The 17,490-nt window shown below is 45.4% G+C and carries 19 protein-coding genes; 12 read left to right on the top strand and 7 right to left on the bottom strand.

All coding sequences use genetic code 11. The annotated features are described in order from the left end of the window. Nucleotides 1-21 precede the first annotated feature (21 nt). Nucleotides 22-1,305, bottom strand: a complete 1,284-nt coding sequence (locus AAGR14_RS12790; protein WP_342644606.1) for an acyltransferase — start codon at nt 1,303-1,305, stop codon at nt 22-24. 488 nt (nt 1,306-1,793) lie between these two features. On the opposite strand from AAGR14_RS12790, the gene AAGR14_RS12785 reads away from it, so the two are divergent. Genes AAGR14_RS12785 through AAGR14_RS12770 form a run of 4 tightly spaced genes read left to right on the top strand, consistent with a single transcriptional unit; the run spans nt 1,794 to nt 3,365 of the window. After that, nucleotides 1,794-2,021: a hypothetical protein gene (locus AAGR14_RS12785; protein WP_342644605.1), complete on the top strand. Its 228-nt coding sequence runs from the start codon at nt 1,794-1,796 to the stop codon at nt 2,019-2,021. Beyond that, nucleotides 2,018-2,584 (top strand): glycoside hydrolase family 19 protein, encoded by a 567-nt coding sequence (locus tag AAGR14_RS12780; RefSeq protein WP_342644604.1) that lies wholly within the window; start codon nt 2,018-2,020, stop codon nt 2,582-2,584. The genes AAGR14_RS12785 and AAGR14_RS12780 overlap by 4 nt, the downstream gene beginning before the upstream one ends. Beyond that, a complete protein-coding gene (locus AAGR14_RS12775) occupies nt 2,581-2,895 on the top strand; it encodes a hypothetical protein (RefSeq protein WP_342644603.1) in 315 nt (104 codons plus the stop codon). Before AAGR14_RS12780 ends, AAGR14_RS12775 begins: the two co-directional genes overlap by 4 nt. Further along, nucleotides 2,892-3,365, top strand: coding sequence for a hypothetical protein (locus AAGR14_RS12770; RefSeq protein WP_342644602.1), 474 nt, complete (start codon nt 2,892-2,894; stop codon nt 3,363-3,365). The genes AAGR14_RS12775 and AAGR14_RS12770 overlap by 4 nt, the downstream gene beginning before the upstream one ends. A 236-nt stretch (nt 3,366-3,601) precedes the next feature. Here the strand turns inward: AAGR14_RS12770 and AAGR14_RS12765 are convergent, their stop codons facing one another. Then, nucleotides 3,602-4,585, bottom strand: a complete 984-nt coding sequence (locus tag AAGR14_RS12765; protein ID WP_342644601.1) for an aldo/keto reductase — start codon at nt 4,583-4,585, stop codon at nt 3,602-3,604. Nucleotides 4,586-4,734: 149 nt separating this feature from the next. Between AAGR14_RS12765 and AAGR14_RS12760 the strand changes: the two genes are divergently transcribed. Next, complete coding sequence (locus AAGR14_RS12760; protein ID WP_342644600.1) at nt 4,735-5,631, top strand: helix-turn-helix transcriptional regulator; 897 nt, start codon at nt 4,735-4,737, stop codon at nt 5,629-5,631. 100 nt (nt 5,632-5,731) lie between these two features. Here the strand turns inward: AAGR14_RS12760 and trmD are convergent, their stop codons facing one another. Continuing rightward, the gene (gene trmD / locus AAGR14_RS12755) at nt 5,732-6,406 is read right to left on the bottom strand and encodes a tRNA (guanosine(37)-N1)-methyltransferase TrmD (protein ID WP_342644599.1); all 675 of its coding nucleotides are present in this window, start codon (nt 6,404-6,406) and stop codon (nt 5,732-5,734) included. A 353-nt stretch (nt 6,407-6,759) separates the two neighbouring features. On the opposite strand from trmD, the gene AAGR14_RS12750 reads away from it, so the two are divergent. Together AAGR14_RS12750 and AAGR14_RS12745 are read left to right on the top strand one after the other, a co-directional pair. Next, entirely contained in the window at nt 6,760-7,569 is an 810-nt protein-coding gene (locus AAGR14_RS12750) for an SDR family oxidoreductase (protein ID WP_342644598.1), read from the top strand. An 11-nt stretch (nt 7,570-7,580) separates the two neighbouring features. After that, entirely contained in the window at nt 7,581-8,354 is a 774-nt protein-coding gene (locus AAGR14_RS12745; RefSeq protein WP_342644597.1) for an alpha/beta hydrolase, read from the top strand. A gap of 93 nt (nt 8,355-8,447) precedes the next feature. Here AAGR14_RS12745 and AAGR14_RS12740 read toward each other — a convergent pair whose 3' ends face one another. The 4 genes from AAGR14_RS12740 to AAGR14_RS12725 all read right to left on the bottom strand — a co-directional run bounded on the left by AAGR14_RS12740 (nt 8,448) and on the right by AAGR14_RS12725 (nt 11,258). Next, nucleotides 8,448-9,185 carry an SDR family oxidoreductase gene (locus AAGR14_RS12740; protein WP_342644596.1) on the bottom strand — a complete coding sequence of 246 codons (738 nt, stop codon included), beginning with the start codon at nt 9,183-9,185 and terminating at the stop codon, nt 8,448-8,450. Nucleotides 9,186-9,247: 62 nt separating this feature from the next. Continuing rightward, nucleotides 9,248-10,129: a helix-turn-helix domain-containing protein gene (locus tag AAGR14_RS12735; RefSeq protein ID WP_342644595.1), complete on the bottom strand. Its 882-nt coding sequence runs from the start codon at nt 10,127-10,129 to the stop codon at nt 9,248-9,250. Nucleotides 10,130-10,218: 89 nt separating this feature from the next. Continuing rightward, nucleotides 10,219-10,608: a DUF4260 domain-containing protein gene (locus AAGR14_RS12730; RefSeq protein ID WP_342644594.1), complete on the bottom strand. Its 390-nt coding sequence runs from the start codon at nt 10,606-10,608 to the stop codon at nt 10,219-10,221. Nucleotides 10,609-10,670: 62 nt separating this feature from the next. Then, complete coding sequence (locus tag AAGR14_RS12725; RefSeq protein ID WP_342644593.1) at nt 10,671-11,258, bottom strand: Crp/Fnr family transcriptional regulator; 588 nt, start codon at nt 11,256-11,258, stop codon at nt 10,671-10,673. A gap of 195 nt (nt 11,259-11,453) precedes the next feature. On the opposite strand from AAGR14_RS12725, the gene AAGR14_RS12720 reads away from it, so the two are divergent. From AAGR14_RS12720 to AAGR14_RS12700, 5 genes are all read left to right on the top strand, one after another. Further along, nucleotides 11,454-12,308 (top strand): AraC family transcriptional regulator, encoded by an 855-nt coding sequence (locus AAGR14_RS12720; RefSeq protein WP_342644592.1) that lies wholly within the window; start codon nt 11,454-11,456, stop codon nt 12,306-12,308. Between the two features lie 76 nt (nt 12,309-12,384). Continuing rightward, the gene (locus AAGR14_RS12715; protein ID WP_342644591.1) at nt 12,385-13,077 is read left to right on the top strand and encodes a hypothetical protein; all 693 of its coding nucleotides are present in this window, start codon (nt 12,385-12,387) and stop codon (nt 13,075-13,077) included. Between the two features lie 256 nt (nt 13,078-13,333). Beyond that, the gene (locus tag AAGR14_RS12710; RefSeq protein ID WP_342644590.1) at nt 13,334-14,071 is read left to right on the top strand and encodes a TonB family protein; all 738 of its coding nucleotides are present in this window, start codon (nt 13,334-13,336) and stop codon (nt 14,069-14,071) included. A gap of 249 nt (nt 14,072-14,320) precedes the next feature. Beyond that, complete coding sequence (locus AAGR14_RS12705; RefSeq protein WP_342644589.1) at nt 14,321-15,817, top strand: TlpA disulfide reductase family protein; 1,497 nt, start codon at nt 14,321-14,323, stop codon at nt 15,815-15,817. Nucleotides 15,818-15,963: 146 nt separating this feature from the next. Further along, nucleotides 15,964-17,343, top strand: a complete 1,380-nt coding sequence (locus tag AAGR14_RS12700; RefSeq protein WP_342644588.1) for a glycoside hydrolase family 43 protein — start codon at nt 15,964-15,966, stop codon at nt 17,341-17,343. Nucleotides 17,344-17,490: the final 147 nt, after the last annotated feature.

The following is a 17,490-nucleotide window of genomic DNA, read 5'->3' as shown; positions in this document are numbered from 1 at the left end:
CATTTTGTTTAGTAAGCGGTATTACCGCTTTGCCACGCTTGGTAAAAGCACATTGCGAAGTTTGCGCCCAACCAAGGGCTGCATTTTTTTCTCAAGGACGTAAGCCGCCGCCAGGCAAGCCGGTAAAAAGAGCAACAGAAACCTGGTGATAAACGTAACGGTTGAGCCGCTAAAAGCTGTTACTTTTCCAAAAACAATCATGACCGGAAAGTGAATTACATAAAGCCCATAGGAGACAGACCCAAGCCAAAAACAAAGATTTATTATTTTACGGCTAAGGTTATTGAACAGTGTATTAGGTATAAAATACAACACCAGGCTAATAAGGTAGCAAAGCATAGGTATCCTTTGGTCGTTAAGGCTTGCTATTGAGCTGGAGCCTTTAATAAGTAATGCTATCGAAATTGCGGGTAAAATAAAGAGGAAAGAAAAAAGCTGCTTTTTAAAACGAAACCGCGTTCCCGAAAATAGCACAACCAGCAAAAAACAATAGGGCATCAAAGTAAAATCATCAAACTTTACCATGTTTTTAGCCCAGTATACCGTGTTAGGGTAAAGCAATTCATTATCAAATACTTGAGTAACCAAACGGTAAGGGTATGCTAAAACAATATTAACCGGCGCGCTGGCTAACAAAAATATTCCACTTAGTAATTTTTGAGGGCTTACCGCAACCTCTTTGTTTTTAAAATAAACAGCTAAGCACCATCCGGTAGCCCAAAAAGCAAAACCATAGCTATAAGCGGATATAATAGGTAAACTAATAGTTGGAAACAGCAAGAAGTTAATCAAGCCAATTGCAATTGCTCCAACTAGTGCAACCCAAGGTTTAATTTCAAAAAACGATAGCGGAATAAATAGCAAGTAGTAGATTATCTCATAATTGAGCGACCATAGCGGATTGTTTTCCCATACTACCGCTCCTAAAAGCCCTTGCATCATTGTGTAATTTGCCACAATAGTTTTAATGGTATAAGGTACCGCTATAAGCAACGCCGCCGTAAGGCAAACAAAGTAAACCGGATAAATTCGGATAAACCTCTTTTTTAAGTACGGTATTATTTTATCGGCGCTTAGCCGTCCGGAGTTGCTGATACCGATAACATAACCCGACAATACAAAAAATATAAGCACACAAAAATGCCCAGGAATGTTGAAAGCGTTCATCCATCGCGGAAAATAATGTGGATCAATATATTTTTGGTACAAAACCACATGGAAGATTACTACAAAAAACGCACAGGCCCCGCGTAGTGCTTCTAAATTAAATTCAATGCCCTTGGTCTTGGCTGTGTGATGATGCATTGTAGAATAACGGTAGATTGAAATTGAACTTAGCAAATATATTGATATATTATAAAACCTAATTAAAATCACCCAACAGTTCTAAGTATTATTATAAATTATTAAATGCAGGACGACTGTCGCCAATTATTCTTAGCCAATTTGTTCCTTATTTAAAATTTTACAATTAAACGTCAAGATGGGCGCTCCCAAAATATTGTCATCACAAGTGCAGTGATCATCATTAGTCTGACTACCTCCGCTTAAGCGAACATAATTCGCTTACATACTGATTTAAATTCATAAGTCCTTAAATTATCTTTAAAGTATCACTAACCCAAACTCAATATTACTTTATGCTAAATAAATTAGTAAATAAAGTACTAAATATTTGTTATTTACTAAACAAACTGGTATCTTAGTCTTATTCCAAGAGGGGCCGCTGGTGTGCGTGATTTGTGAGCTTCGTTAGGCCCCTCTTTTTCACCTTCCTTTAATAATTGTGTAGAATGGACAAGATGGGACTATGGGCCAGGCTTAAGAGCGATACGCCCCGTTTTTTTAAAAAAGTACAATGGTTGGGTGCGTCGCTGGTTACGCTGTCGGCCGCCCTGGTGGCCGTGCCAGGTTTGCCTGCCGTAATCGTACCTGTTTTGGGTTACGTTGCTACGGTTGGCGGCGTAATGGCTGCCGTAAGCCAGTTTGCGGTTACATCCTATAACCCTGAGCAGCCATGAACCGGAAGTTATTTTATGAGGCTATCCGTAAGCCGCTTTTTGGTATTAAAAAAGTAAAGCAAACGCAGGTAGACGGTATAGAGGCCCTGCTTAACGCCACCGACCACCTAACCGACCCGCGCCACCGGGCTTACATCCTGGCCACCGCCTATCACGAAACGGCCAAAATCATGCAGCCCGTTGAGGAGTATGGCAAAGGCAAAGGGTTTGATTACGGCCGCATGGTTAAACGCAACCGCAAGCCCTATGCCTTTCCGGATAAGCTGTTTTACGGCCGCGGACTGGTGCAGCTTACCTGGTACGAAAACTACGAGTACATGGGTCGCATCCTGGGGCTGGATTTATTAAACCACCCGGAGCTGGCCCTGCAAATGGATATATCGTGCCGCATCATCGTTACCGGCATGACGCGCGGCATGTTTACCGGCGTTAAGCTCGATACCTATTTTAACGACGACCGCGAAGACTGGGAGCAGGCCCGCAAAATTGTAAACGGAACCGACTGTGCCGAAAAGGTAGCCGGTTACGCCCGCATATTTCACCGCGCCCTTACCGAGTTATGAGCGGACAAGAACAAACCGAATTGGAAAAGCTGAAAGAAAACATATCTGATTTTAAGGCTGAGGTAAGCCGCCAGCTGCTTACCATCACCACTACGCTCAATAGGATGAATGAGGCTATACTGGGCAACGAGTATGGGTCCGACAGTTCGTACAAGGCCCGCCTGGAACGCCTCGAAGCTTTTGCCGAAGAGCAGCGCAGCCTGATGTTTAAACAGCGCATTTATATGGCCGTGGCCGGCGGTGCCGGTACGGCCATCATGTTCATCATCGAGCACTGGAACGCCGTGCTCAAACTATTTGCCAAATCATGAAGACATACCTTATCCTGCTGCTGGCGCTAACCTTAACCGGTTGCGCCGGCTATCGTAAACAACAACAGCGCGCCGAGCGCTTTTACCAGCAATATCCGCTGCAGCTTGCCGGCCTCTGCGAGCAGGCTTTCCCCATTAAACAGGAGCTCAAACCCGGTCAGGATACACTGCTGCAAACCGATACCCTGCAACTGGCGGTCAATTGCCCGCCATCAACTAAAGATACTGTCATTTTTACCCGCTACCTGCAGCAAACCAAACTCCGGGTAGATACCCTGTACCACACCCGCACTGCGGTTGAAGATAGCCTGCGCATGCAAGTGTTAGTGCTGGCTCAAACCCAGGCCGCCACCGAGCAGCGTAAAGAAGCACTGACGGCCAAAAGTCGCGGCCTGCTGTGGTTGGCCATTGGTTTGGGGTTGATGGTGCTTTTCTTAGCGGTGCTGTTTGTAAAGGTTTGGACAAGGTAACCTCTCCCTAACCCTCTGCAAAGGGGAGGGACTTGGATGGTCGGTTCAAACTATACATGAATTAAATTTTCTACCGCGGACGTTTGGAAAAGATCTGGGTAAATTACCGAAAATATTTAACGCTGTTATTACAGGCTCAGTGCCCGCAATAACAGCGTCGCCATGTTAAATGGTTATTTTTGTCGTTTCAGCAAGACGGTGTCAAGCCTTTAAAATGTTGGTCGCCGTAAAATGTGCTACTTGCCCTGCAAGCCAGCCAGTATTGCCGGATACCGTTCTCCCAACAAATTAATGTTATTTAAGGCCTGCTTTATATTGGTTAAATCGTCCGCGGTTAGCGTGATATATTGGGCACCTATATTTTCTTCCAGGCGTGTAACTTTGGTAGTTCCGGGTATGGGCACGTTATGTGGCGTTTGAGCCAGCAGCCACGCCAGGGCAATTTGCGCAGGTGTTGCCTTATGTTCGGCCGCAATGACGGTCACCAGGTCTACAATGCTTTGATTTGCTTCGCGATTTTCTTTGCTAAACCGGGGCAGTACGTTTCTCCAGTCGGTTTTTTCAAACTCGGTGCTGGCATTGATCTTGCCGGTCAAAAATCCCTTACCCAGCGGACTAAACGGAACAAAACCGATGCCCAGTTCCTCGAGTAATGGGATTATCTCTTTTTCAGGTTCGCGCCAAAACATGGAGTATTCGCTTTGCAGCGCTGTTACCGGTAACACGGCGTGTGCCTTGCATATGCTCTGGGCGCCGGCTTCGCTCATGCCAAAGTATTTCACTTTACCTTCGGCAATCAAATCTTTTACTGTACCAGCCACGTCTTCCATAGGCACATCAGGGTCAACACGGTGCTGGTAAAATAAGTCGATATAATCAGTTTGCAGATACTTTAACGAATTTTCTGCCACTTGCCTGATGCGTTCGGGCCTGCTATTTAAGCCATCGGTGTTTCGGCCGTTGTTGAAGCCAAATTTGGTAGCTATAGCCACCTGGTTACGCATAGGTTGTAATGCTTTACCTACCAGTTGTTCATTGGCACCCTGGCCGTAAACTTCTGCTGTATCAAAAAAAGTGACGCCCAGTTCGTAGGCCTTTCTTATTAGTGCAATACCCTCTTGCTCAGCGGTTGCGGCACCGTAGCCATGGCTAAGGCCCATACAGCCAAAACCAAGCTCAGACACCATTAACCCTGAGTTTCCTAATTTTCGTGTTTTCATGTAGTTATTCGTTTACTGCAAAATTAGGGTGGCAAATTGGCCAACTGATTATATAGATTACTGGTTTTGCTACCAAAATTACTGATTGCCCAAAGCAGAGATACTGATGCGGGGGAGATTGCCTATGTTTATATGGTAAACAACAAATAATGGAAGAAATTCTAAAAATTGACAGCGTTGCCCACTACAATTCGCTGCGGGGCTGTCCCACCAAACACCCTTTAATTACGGTGATTGATCTCGCCGATGCACAGGTGATAACTGCCCATTCGATAAATTTTGGTTTATATGTTATCAGTTTAAAAGAATTGCACTTGGGGCAGTTGCGTTACGGCAGAAGCCACTACGATCACCAAAACGGAAGTTTGTTTTTTTTAGCACCCGGACAGGTAGTAGGTGTGCATCCCGGCGCAGAGCGGTCTCTCCCTCAAGGGCGCGTACTCATCTTTCATCCCGATTTGATAAAAGGCACGTCATTAGGCAGGCATATGCAGGAGTATTCATTTTTTTCGTATGATGCAAACGAAGCACTGCACCTGTCAGACAAAGAGAAGGGTATAGTGCTGGGTTGCTTTGATAAGATAGAAGACGAAATTGACCAGAGCATTGATAAGCACAGTAAAACACTCATTACGTCTAATATTGAGTTGTTACTTAATTACTGCACCCGTTTTTACGACCGCCAGTTTTTTACACGCGACGATGCCAACAAAGGCATACTGGAAAAATTTGAACAACTGCTGCAAAGTTATTTTGCGTCTGACAAGCCACAGTTAGAAGGTTTGCCATCGGTAGCTTATTGCGCCGAAGCACTGCATCTGTCGCCCAATTATTTTGGCGACGTTATTAAGCGCGAAACCGGCCGGTCTGCTCAGGAATACATCCAATTAAAAGTTATAGATATGGCCAAAGAACGGGTGTTTGACAAGTATAAATCGGTGAGCGAAATTGCCTATGAACTAGGTTTTAAATACCCGCAGCATTTTACCCGTTTATTCAAACAAAAAACAGGTTTTACACCCAACAATTATCGAACGATGAATTAAACCGCCCGGTTAAGATCCTGGTAAATTACAACTAATTGAATCATATCTCCCTTCAGTTAACGGGAGCGCCGGGGTGGGGCTTGAAGTCGCGCTTACGGTGTTATTCTAACAAATCGGGCCGGCGCTGTTTTGTGCGTTCCATAGCCTGGTCAAAGCGCCACTTTTCAATTTCGGGGGTGTTGCCGCTCAGTAAAATGTCGGGTACGCGGTGGCCGTTCCAGTCGGCCGGGCGGGTATAAAGCGGGGCATCCAGCAAATCACCCTGAAAGGAATCAGACAGAGCCGAGGTTTCGTCAGACAGTACACCCGGAATCAGCCTCACAACGGCATCAACCACAATAGCGGCCGGCAGTTCGCCACCCGAAAGTACATAGTCGCCTATAGAAAGTTCGCGCGTTACAAATAAATCGCGTATCCGCTGATCGATGCCTTTATAATGGCCGCACAAAATAATCACATTTTGCAGGGTAGACAGCTGGTTGGCAATGCCCTGGTTTAACGTTACGCCATCGGGGGTCATAAAAATAATTTCGTCGTAGTGGCGTTCGGCTTTAAGTTTATCAATGCAAGCCGCGAAGGGCTCAATCATCATTACCATACCGCTGCCGCCGCCATAGGGGTAATCATCTACGTTTTTATGCTTATTAGCCGAATAGTCGCGCAGGTTGTGCACATGAATTTCGGCTATTCCCTTTTTTTGTGCCCGCTGTAAAATAGAATGGGCAAAAGGGCTTTCGAGCAGGCCCGGCAGTACGGTAATAATATCAAAACGCATAGGGTGTAAAATTAACAAGCCTTAGCCACAATCGGGCAATAATCATTCGCTTAGTTTTTAAATGATATGTATTTAAGGCAATACTCATCCCGCAAAAATTATTAGGCAACAAGTACGAAGCAAACATCAGGCAACACACCTCCTTCAGCAACTAACTTTCTTACAGGTAAATAAAGATTTAGCTGTAATTGCGTGGTGTATTCCTTTTTTGTTTAAACATAATTGTACTATTTCCGGCCGTAATAAAACATCAGCATACTTTTATGGTTGATTTCACCGGGATTGCGGCACAATCTTACATTAACCTGAGCGGCTGCTTTTCCTTAACATTTTAACCGATACGAGAAACAGTTATGAATTTGAACATTGAAGGAAAAGTAGCCGTAATAACCGGCGGCGATTCGGGACTGGGCTTAGCAACAGCTATGCTGTTAGCTGCCGAAGGCGCTCATATTGTATTATCAGACGTTGACGCTGATAGTCTGGAAGAAGCTGCGCAAAAAATTAGGGACGCCTATCCGCAGGTAAAAGTGGTAGCTGCCAAGGCCAACATCGACCAAAACGACAGCGTGTTGCAACTGGCCGCCAAAGTGGAGAGTGAGTTTGGCGCAGCCAACATCCTCATCAACTGTGCAGGTGCTCGCGGTGCTGCCGGCGACTTTTTAACCCTGACCGACGAGGACTGGCAAAACACCATCAACACCGATTTGCTGGGCGCCGTGCGCATTTGCCGTGCGTTTATTCCGCAGCTGCAAAAATCGGGTTGGGGCCGCGTGGTGCTTATCGCTTCCGAAAATGCATACCAGCCATACGAAGAAGAAAGCCCGTATAATGCTTGTAAAGCCGGAGTAATCAATTTATCGAAATGCTTATCGAGAGCTTACTCAAACGCTAACCTGCTGATTAACTGTGTGTCACCGGCCTACATCGAAACACCGATGACCGATGCCATGATGGAAGATTTGGCCAAAGAGCGTGGTACCGATAAAGAAGAAGCTATTCAGTTTTTCCTGAAAAATGATCGTCCGCATTTAGCCGTAGGTCGTCGTGGTAAACCTGAAGAAGTAGCTGCAGTAATTGCTTTCTTAGTATCTGAACAAGCCAGTTACGTAAATGGCAGCAACTACCGTGTAGACGGTGGCGCAGTAGAGTCGGCATTTTAATTTAGTGGGTGATGAATAACACATTTTCGGCCGGTAAGGCTATAGTGAGAGGGGCAGGCGAGCAGGTACTGGTGTTTCTGCATTATTTTGGCGGAGCCGCTACCAGTTGGCAGTGGATGTTGGATAGCCTTGCCGACCGTTATAAATGTGTATGCATCAACCTGCCCGGTTTTGGCGGTGCCCCCGCACTCGAGCAGCCCTCGATTGCCGGTTTTGCCGCGTATGTGCAGCAAGTTGTTGAGGATTTAGAGATAGATGATTATGTTTTAATAGGCCACTCCATGGGCGGTAAAATTGCCGCCCAGGTGGCTGTCAATGAGCAGCAGGGAGGTAAGAGCAAAATCAGTCAATTAATCTTGCTCGCGCCGTCGCCTATGTCTGTTGAGCGTATGCCCGACGACGAAAAGCAGCGGATGCTAATTCACCCGAGTGCCGAGCAGGCTGCAATCACAGTAAAAAAAGTGACGGTAAAGCCATTAGATACCGAGCGGTATGCCATGGCCGTGGGTACACAGTCGTTAACGGACAACAACGCCTGGCGCTGGTGGATTGAGGAGGGCATGAATCATTCTATTGCCAACGACACTAAAAAGCTGACATTACCCATCACGGTAATCACCTCAACCGATGATGCTGCCGTTACGTTTAAAATGACGGTAGAAGATACCTTGCCCAACCTGCCACCGCATACCCAGCTTAAAACTACGTTGGGCATTGGGCACCTGTACCAGCTTGAAGACCCACAGTGGTTGGCCGATACGCTGCAGGAAGTGGTTGGCGAATAATCGTTTATATATATTTGCAAAAACGGCTGCTGCATTAATTATGCAGAAGCCGTTTTTGTTTATGATTGTTATTCAACAAAAAGATTTTTTCAACTACCAGGGGCAGGTGGCCGGTGCCGGAAAGTACTCTTCGCTGATGAACTGGCCGGTGGGGCCATCAGGTCCCACAAGCGCGTATTTGGCAATGCGCGCGCCGGCCTGGGCGGGGGTGCTGGTACCTTGTTGGTTGGTAAAGTCGGTTTGTGTCCAGCCCGGGCACACGGCATTAACTTTAAACGGGGTATTGCGTAAATCGTAAGCCAAGTTAACGGTGTACATGTTCAGTGCTGCCTTGCTCGACTGGTATACCGCCATCTTGTAATTGTAAGTACCGCTCGATGGGTCGGCCGCCAGGCTGAGCGAACCCATAGCCGAGGTTACGTTAACAATACGAGGCTGTGCCGATTGGCGAAGTAGCCCGATAAAGGCCTGCGTAACCCGCGCCACACCAAATACATTGGTTTCAAACACTTCGGTAAATTGCTCGGAGGTGGCATCCAAAGCCGATTGCGGAAACCCACCCGATATACCGGCGTTATTAACCAGCACATCTAACGCGTCAATTTTTTGGGTTAAGGTTGCGGCGGCAGCGTCTACCGAAGCCTGGTTGGTAACGTCAAGCGTTAAAGCTTCGGCAGTGGTAATGCCCTCTGCGTTTAATTTGGCAATTGCGGCTTGTCCGTTTTGTAAACTGCGGGCGCCTATATATACGTAAAATCCGTTTTGTGCCAGTATTTTGGCCACCTCAAAGCCAATACCTTTGTTGGCACCGGTTACTAATGCTGTTTTCATGCGATGTTTTAATTTAAAACAAAGGTACCTGGTCTTGTAATACGCAGTGAGGACAAATCGTATTAATTGCGGTACAAATCCTGCAAGTCTGCCTGGTAATGGGTCACGCTCTTACCTGTATTTTTTTTAAACAACCTGGAAAAGTAGGCCGGGTCGTTAAAGCCTAATTGGTAGGCCAGTTCTTTAACCGATGGGGTAGCATACTGCAGCCGGCGCCGCGCCTCCAGTATAAGCCGGTTAGTCATCCACTCTTTGGGCGATACTCCTGCAAACTCTTTCACAATGCCATATAACGTATGCGTATTGAGCGAAAGTTGTGCGGCAATATTATTCACCTCCGGCTGTTTGGTAAGTTGTGTTTCAACAGCCAGTTTAAAAGCAGTATATTTTTTCAGTCTGCTATCATGCTGTGTAGCATTTATCTCGTGCTGAGCTAAGTAAGCCGAATTGATTTCGATAAGCAGCGTATTCAAATATGCCAAAATTACTTCCGGTTGCTGAGGCTCGGTGCCTGCATGCACCAGCCTGAACAGTGTACTAAATAAATGCTTAACCCGCTCTTGTGCGTTAAGGTCAAACGTAACCGATTGCCCGCCTTTAGGGTTTAACATAAAGGCGTAGGTGTTGGGCAGTAAACTCAATGCCTCTTCGTCAAACGATAATGAGTAATGCAAGTCATCTGCATTAAAACGTTTGTTGGCAAAAACCTGGTTGGGCAAGCCAAATACAAGCTGTCCGTCGGTTAGCGAAATTTTCTGCAAATCGGCCACAAAACTAGCACGGCCCCGGTACACAAACATTAGGTAATAAAACGATAGCTTATGCGGGCTGAACAGTTTATTCAACACCTCCTGCGGTAATGGTATGGCGCAGTTCTCATTGATGAGTAAGGGCAGTTTGGGATGATGTTTTATAGTTTGCAGTAGTCCGGCCGTATCGTACATAATGTTGTCGCCTATTGGCCCTCAAATATGCATAAGCCTAACAATATTACAGTGTCTTTTGGGGGTAATGGCCTAATTTGACTAAACACTTACGGTAGCAGGGCCGGCTGTTGCATTTTGCCCAAGTGCGTATTTTTGAAGCTGTCGGGATATTTTAAGCCAAAGCCCATCATACGATCAAATGACGAATGTGCAAAAAGTAGTAATCCGCCTGCAATAACGGCATCATGATGCAATACTATACCGGCAGCTGTAATTGCTACGGCCACCGCCCGGTGGTGAAATAAGTTATAAGTAAAAGCGCCTGTCCGGGTACCTGCAAGGTAGCCCAGCATGGACAAATCCGGAGCAAAAAACAATAGTACCCAGGCCCATAGTGGCAGATGCAGGTCTAAACTTGTTAAACCGTATATAGCAAGAGCGGTAATGGCAGCTTCCTCGGCCTGCAGGGTGATGGCCATAGATTTTATAGTATTCATCGTTGATTTGTTTTGTTGATACAAACCTACGATGCTAAATAAGGCCTTGCGCTTGACAAAAATCAAGAAAGCGCTTTACGCCTGATGCGGCTTAACGTTTCGGGCGTCATGCCCAGCATCGAGGCCAGGTATTGCAGCGGCACCTGGTTAAATAAATCGCGGTTTTGTTCAAATAGTTTTTGGTAGCGGGCTTCGGCGGGCAGGGCAATCAAATCAAACACCCGGTTTTCGAGCGTTACAAAACATCTGCCCATAAACAGTTTTTCAAAATCGTTCCATCGCGGTACCAGTTTACCTAATCTGGCATATTGGTCGGCATCAATGGTATATAATGGCGTATCTGTAAGTGCCTGCATATTAAACCTGCCAGGCTGACCATAAAAAAACGAGTTTAAATCGGTCATAAAATAACCGCGGGTAGCTATCCATTGCGTTACCTCGGCATTGGGCAGGGTGACGTACACCCTTAAAATGCCATCCCGAATAAAGCTAAGCTTATTGCAGTGCGTACCTGATCGTAAAAAGTAATCCCCTTTTTTAAGCGTTTCTGTATAAAAGAGACTGCTTACCTTTTCGCAGTCTTCAACGCTCATGGCAAAGTGCTGATGAATGTATTGCTCCAATTCGGTCATGGTAGGCGTAAAGGACATTAATTTTTTTGATTGACGAAAGTTGATATGTGTAATTTTATGTTTTAGCGGCCCAATAAATTTTTGGAATACTTAGCTTAGAGTGGTACATAACGGGGGCATATTCTATCATTAGGTTTAGTCTTCGCAATACATTAACACGCAAAGAAAAGGCGAAAAACAGTAGCAAGCAGCTCAAAATATTATTTTTGACAGATGAAGCCAATACCGGTACATATCTTAAAAGAACGGACAGACCAAGGCGTTATTCTTAAGCGCTTCGAGAGCAGTGTTAGGTATAATGAGCACATTAAACATCAAGAGGCCCACCGCGACGATCATTATATCTTTTTTCTGTTAGAGAAAGGTTCGGCTTCGCTCATGATTGATTTCGAAACGATGCACTTGCCCGGTGGTTCTATATACTATGTTTTGCCGAGCCAGGTGCATCAGCCCCTGCACAGTAATGTTGCCGATGGTTGGTTTATTGCGGTCGACACAGCCTTGATACACGCCCAATGCCGTAAAGTTTTTGAAGGGAATCTTTTACTACAGCAGCCCGTTTGTCCTGATGTTGCTCAAGTTAAACAACTTAACGAGTTGTTGCTACTGCTACAGTTTAAATGTGAAGAAGAAAAGAATGGCACTTTAGGCACATTGGCGTGGCATTCGCTGCTCACCTCATTTTTAGCTACCGTAGCAGGGCATTACGAGCGCTGTCTGGGTTTAGAAATTAAGTCGTCTCGCGCAACACAAATAACAGCACAATTTCGTACGCTGTTAACGGCCGAAATACGAACGTTAAAAAGTCCTGCTGCATTTGCCGAACGGTTAAATGTATCTGAAGCCTATTTGAGCGAAGCGCTTAAAAAGGCCACCGGCTTTACTGCTCTTTATTGGATACAGCAAGAAGTGATGATGGAAGCCAAACGTTTGTTGTACTACAGTCCGTTAACTGTTAAAGAAATAGCACACCAACTGGGTTATACCGATCATTCCTATTTTTCGCGGCTTTTTAGAAAAGTAGCCGGTGTGCCTGCCAACGAGTTTAGAGTACAAAACCGTAAATAGTCCTATCTTTACGCTAATCCATCTATTTTTTTTAACGTACAATGGCGGTTTCTTTGTGTTAATAAATCAGATACACATGGAATTGTCTATTGCTCGTCAGTTTAAAAATAAAGTACAAAATGTAATAAATCATCGGCTTTTAAAGCAAGGTAAAGTGCTGGATATACGATACTGGCCTAACTCGCCGCTCATAGAAATTGACTTACACCTGCCGGGCGCGGCCATGCACCAATGGAGCGAAGTGCCCGCTATAAAGTTTAATGTAGGCGAATGGTATTTTAGAGATTACACGCCTTTTGGCTGGGATGCCGAAACCTCCACCTGCTCTTTGCTTATTGATGCTGCTCATAACGGGCCTGGCAGTTGCTGGGCAAAAAGTTTGACGATTGGCCAAACGGTGCAGTATTTAAAAACAGAAAGCACGCATCAAACACCTCATGGTACTCACTTAGTGGTAGCTCTGGGCGATAATACCAGTTTGGCACACCTCTTGGCTTTGCGTCAAATGACGTTGCCTGCCATTCGCTTTACCTGCGCCGTACTCACGGACAGCGCAGCTACCGGTCAGTTATTAAAAAGCTATTTTCCATGGTCGCCCGCATTGCATTTAAACGAGGATGCGCTTGTTAACTGGCTTTTAACTGAGCAATATTGTACCGACCATACATCTTTTTACCTTACAGGCAACAAGGCCCTGGTAGTACGTTTGCGTAAAGTGCTTAAAAGCCTTGGCCATTTCAATATTAAAATTAAAGGTTTCTGGGGTTGAAGAAGATGGTTGATGTTTGTCCCGGAAAATTTAATTGATAACAGTTTATCTCCTCTGGTTTTATGCGGAGCTGCAGGCAACTGCAGTAGTTTATCAAAGTCGTACATAGGCGCGGCTTCCGGTAGGCTGCGCGGTATCAGCTCAAAAAGTGTAAAGTCAGTTGCGATACTCCTGAAATCATAGTAATGTTTTTGACGGTAAAAGCTATATTTACATCGCTGACGAAGCAGTACTTAAACCATTCTGTTCACAATTGATGAAAAAGCTGATATTATTATTAAGCCTGTTGAGTTCTTTAAAACTGATGGCGCAGCCGGTTAAAGAGATTTCACACACAGTTGAGGGCGGCTCGTCTCGCGAAACCTTTACCGTACTTAAAAGCGATAAAAAAATTAAGCATGGCCCTTACCAGGTCAGTACGCGTGAAGGCCGCTTGCTTACCTCCGGCTTTTATAAAGATAACCTGAAAGATAATGTATGGCAGGAGTATAATTACCAGAACAAGGTAGCGGTACAGGGCAGTTACAAAAACGGCAAGCCGGTAGGCGAGTGGACATATACTGACCGCTTCGGTGAAAAAGAAAACGTTTATAATTTTGATACCGGGCAGTTTGTATACCATAAGCCGGTTGCACAAGATAGTGTCGATAATATCATCCTGCAAAACGGGCAACAGGTTTCTGTCCGGCTCGACCGCGTACCTTTTTATTTGCCAGGCAACGACGTAAAAGGAAGAGCGCTGGTGCGTGGGCTACGTTTTCCGGCCGATGCTATGCGCCGCGGGGCGTTGGGAGTTGTTATGATAGCTTTTACCGTAGATGAGCATGGTCATACCAAAGATTACTACGTGGCCAAACCGGTAGACAGCAGTTTGGATACCGAAGCCTTGCGTTGTATTAAGTCGATAAAAGGTGATCATGCTCCGGGCCTGCTTAATGGGAAGCCTGTAGCAACAATCGTAACACAGCGGGTGGTCTTCAACCAGGTTTTTTAATTAAGCACTTGTCCGCCCGGATAAATGTATCCTGAAAAGCAACAGATCTCCGTAAAGCCGTGCCACAAACCCTTTTATCAGGACGCTGAAATAAGGCGGATAGTGATGGCATGCCCGGGCATAGGAACGGTAAAACGGAAAGTCCAATATCTGGTTAATTCAATTAAAAGAATTGTTTGTTTCTGAATGTTGGTACCCAGTTCAAAACCAACATAATTGCTTAACTTACAGCAATCAAAACACCCAACCATGCGCCTGTCACTTTTATTAAGCTTTTTGCTATTGGTAAAACTCGGCTTTGCTCAGCCTGTAAAACAACCCGTTTCGCTGTCCGACCCTGCATTTAACATCTACTTTTTCAAAACCAGTCCGCCGATAATTAAAGGCAAGATCGTTAACTTTACCAATAATGATTTGCCGGCTTTACAGGTTTCTTACAGTTTAGTTGAGCCTATGGGGCAAATGCAGCAAGAAGGTACTACGGCCATTAAAGCCGATGGTAGTTTTGAAGTAAAGCTGCCTTATCCGTTTCCCTATCAGCAGGTTTGGCTTAGCGTGGGCGACTATTTTTATGCCGGCTTATACCTAAACCGCGGTTTAAACTTAACGCTTGATTTTGCGCAACTAAAAAAGAAAAATGTGCAGTTTAATGGTAAGGGAGTAATGTACTCCGGCAATGACGGAGCTCTTACTGCCTGGATGAATAATAAAGTATTGTATAAACGAAAGGATCAGCTTGCTATTGGCAGTGCTATACAGGCGCTCAAACCAACGCAGGCTGATTATTTAAGTAAGCTGGATTCGTTAAGTGATTTGCTCAAGACGGTTAACCAGGAATATGTCAAACTAAACCCGGCTCCCTTTTCATGGATACCCGAAAACGAACGGCTATCAGATTACTACCATACACTGCTGTGGTTCTGGATGCCCGAACACGCTACGCCCGGGTTATGGGATAAAATTAAAAGCCACAAGCCTAAACTGGTATCTAACGATGCCGAAAATTTTGCTAACGCGCTTTTTAATTATGCTTATTACCGGAAAGCGGAACACAACGACGCAAAGTTTGCCGAGTTGATGGGAATGCCCGCAGCAGATAGGTTGTTCTTAAAAAGCACGGCACGCAATCTTGATGAAAATGTGCAGATACAAAAAAGCATCTTAAGCAAGATACATACGCCCTGGGTAAAGTCCGTCGTGGAAAATGAACAGCGGCTCACGCTAAGTAAATTAAGTAAATTAAACGAGGCGCTTAAAAAGAGCAGCGATGTAAGTGCCGATTCTGTGATTGGAACACCCGTGGCCAGGTTTGCATTCGGCGCAACATTATCATCCGTTAAGGGGATGAAAGCAGCCGAGTTTTTAGGCAAATTTGCGCAGCGATTTAAAGGCAAAGCCGTAGTTTGTGATTTATGGGCAACCTGGTGCGCGCCATGCCTTGGCGATATGCCCTACAGCGCAAAGCTGCATACGCAAGCTGCCGGTTTACCTATCGAATTTGTTTACCTGTGTACGGCCGATGGCTCAACGCTCGAACGATGGAAGACTAAAGTTATAGAATTGAAACAACCCGGTACCCACATTTTTATTGACAAAAACTTGTCAAGCGAATTGATGGCCATGCTGGGTAAAGGTGGCTATCCCAGCTACTTTTGTTTAGACCAAAACAGTAAAATATCCCATAAGCTAAACATTGCCTGGATGCAATCTCTTACAGTACAGGATTTACAGAAACTCGTACCCTAATAGTCGTCAGGCCTGGTTTTATGGGTTGTAACCTCAATATTTCAACAAAATTGCTACATTATTCAACTACAGTTTTATTTATCCTGGGCATATTTGTAGTGTGTAGCCGCTCATCCTAGGGGCGGCTACCATAATAAACCAGTTGTATGAAAACCTTAAGCATCTTTGCCATGCTCTGCGCCATGGCGGCCACTGCGTTTGGCCAAAACCCTATTATTCAAACCAAGTTTACGGCCGATCCGGCACCGCTGGTTTACCACGACACCGTGTTTTTATACACCGGCCATGATGAGGATGATGCATTTGGCTTTAAAATGCAGAACTGGCTGCTGTATACCTCTACCGATATGGTAAATTGGACCGACCGCGGCGCTATAGCCTCTGTAAAAGATTTTAAATGGGGCGGTATTGATAACGGGGCCTGGGCACTGCAGTGCGTGCACCGCAATAACAAATTTTATTTGTACTGCCCTTTGCCCAACAATGTAGGCATCGGTGTGCTGGTGTCTGATAGCCCGTACGGGCCGTTTAAAGACGCGATAGGAAAGCCGCTGATTAAAAATAGTAAAGACGATATCGACCCGACGGTTTTAATTGACGATGACGGGCAAGCCTACCTGTACTGGGGCAACCCCAATTTATACTACGTAAAACTAAACCCGGATATGATTTCGTATTCAGGCGAGATCATTAAAGACCCTTCTATAGCCAAAGTGGCCGGTAAGGCCGACCCATTCCATTACCAGGAAGGCCCCTGGGCATTTAAGCGCGATGGTAAATATTACATGGCATATGCCTCAACCTGCTGCCCCGAAGGGATAGGGTATGCTATGGGTAAAAGCGCAACCGGCCCATGGGAGTACGGTGGCAGCATTATGGATGGCGACCCGCGTTCGTCAGGCAACCATCCGGGCATTATCAATTACAAAGGCACCTGGTACGTTTTCGGCTTCAATTATAATATCATGAAGCAAACCGTGTCAAAGCATTATGAACGCCGGTCGGTATCGCTCGAAGAATTAACGTTTAACCCCGACGGTACAATTAAGCATTTGCCGTTTTGGTCGGTAACCGGCGTTAAACAGCGCGGCACGTTAAATCCTTACAGCAAGGTTGAGGCCGAAACCATCGCCTACAGTGAAGGCCTAAAAACGGATAACGTAACCGAGTGGGAGCGTAACGTGTCTTGGGATAAAGGGAAAAAGAAAGCTGAACGCATCTTTGTGAGTTCTATAAATAATGGCGACTATCTAAAAGTACAGGGCGTTGATTTTGCATCGGGTGCTTCGGCTATTGAGGTTTGTGTAGCGGCGTTACGCGGCGGCAAGATGGAAGTGCATACGGATAAAATTGATGGCCCTTTAGTGGGGGTGGTTAACGTAAACAATGTTGCCCAGGGCGATGTATTTGGCAATGTAACCAGTCCTCTTAAAAATGTTAAAGGCGTACATGATGTGTACTTTGTTTTTAAAGGAGAAAAAGACCTGTTTTATTTTGACTGGTGGAAGGTAAATCCAGCTAAATAAAAAAAAGCTTTATTTATAGCATTACATATCGCTGCAAGTCTGTGCTTTAAAGCACAGACTTGCAGCGAATTTTGTTTAAGCCGAACGCTATTTCTGGGCAGTTTTGGCCATTAAATCTGCGCTCTCCAATTCATAGGCGAAACTGTC

It is taken from the genome of Mucilaginibacter sp. CSA2-8R (assembly GCF_038806765.1).
Lineage (GTDB): Bacteria > Bacteroidota > Bacteroidia > Sphingobacteriales > Sphingobacteriaceae > Mucilaginibacter.
This window is presented reverse-complemented; position numbering and strand designations above follow the sequence as displayed.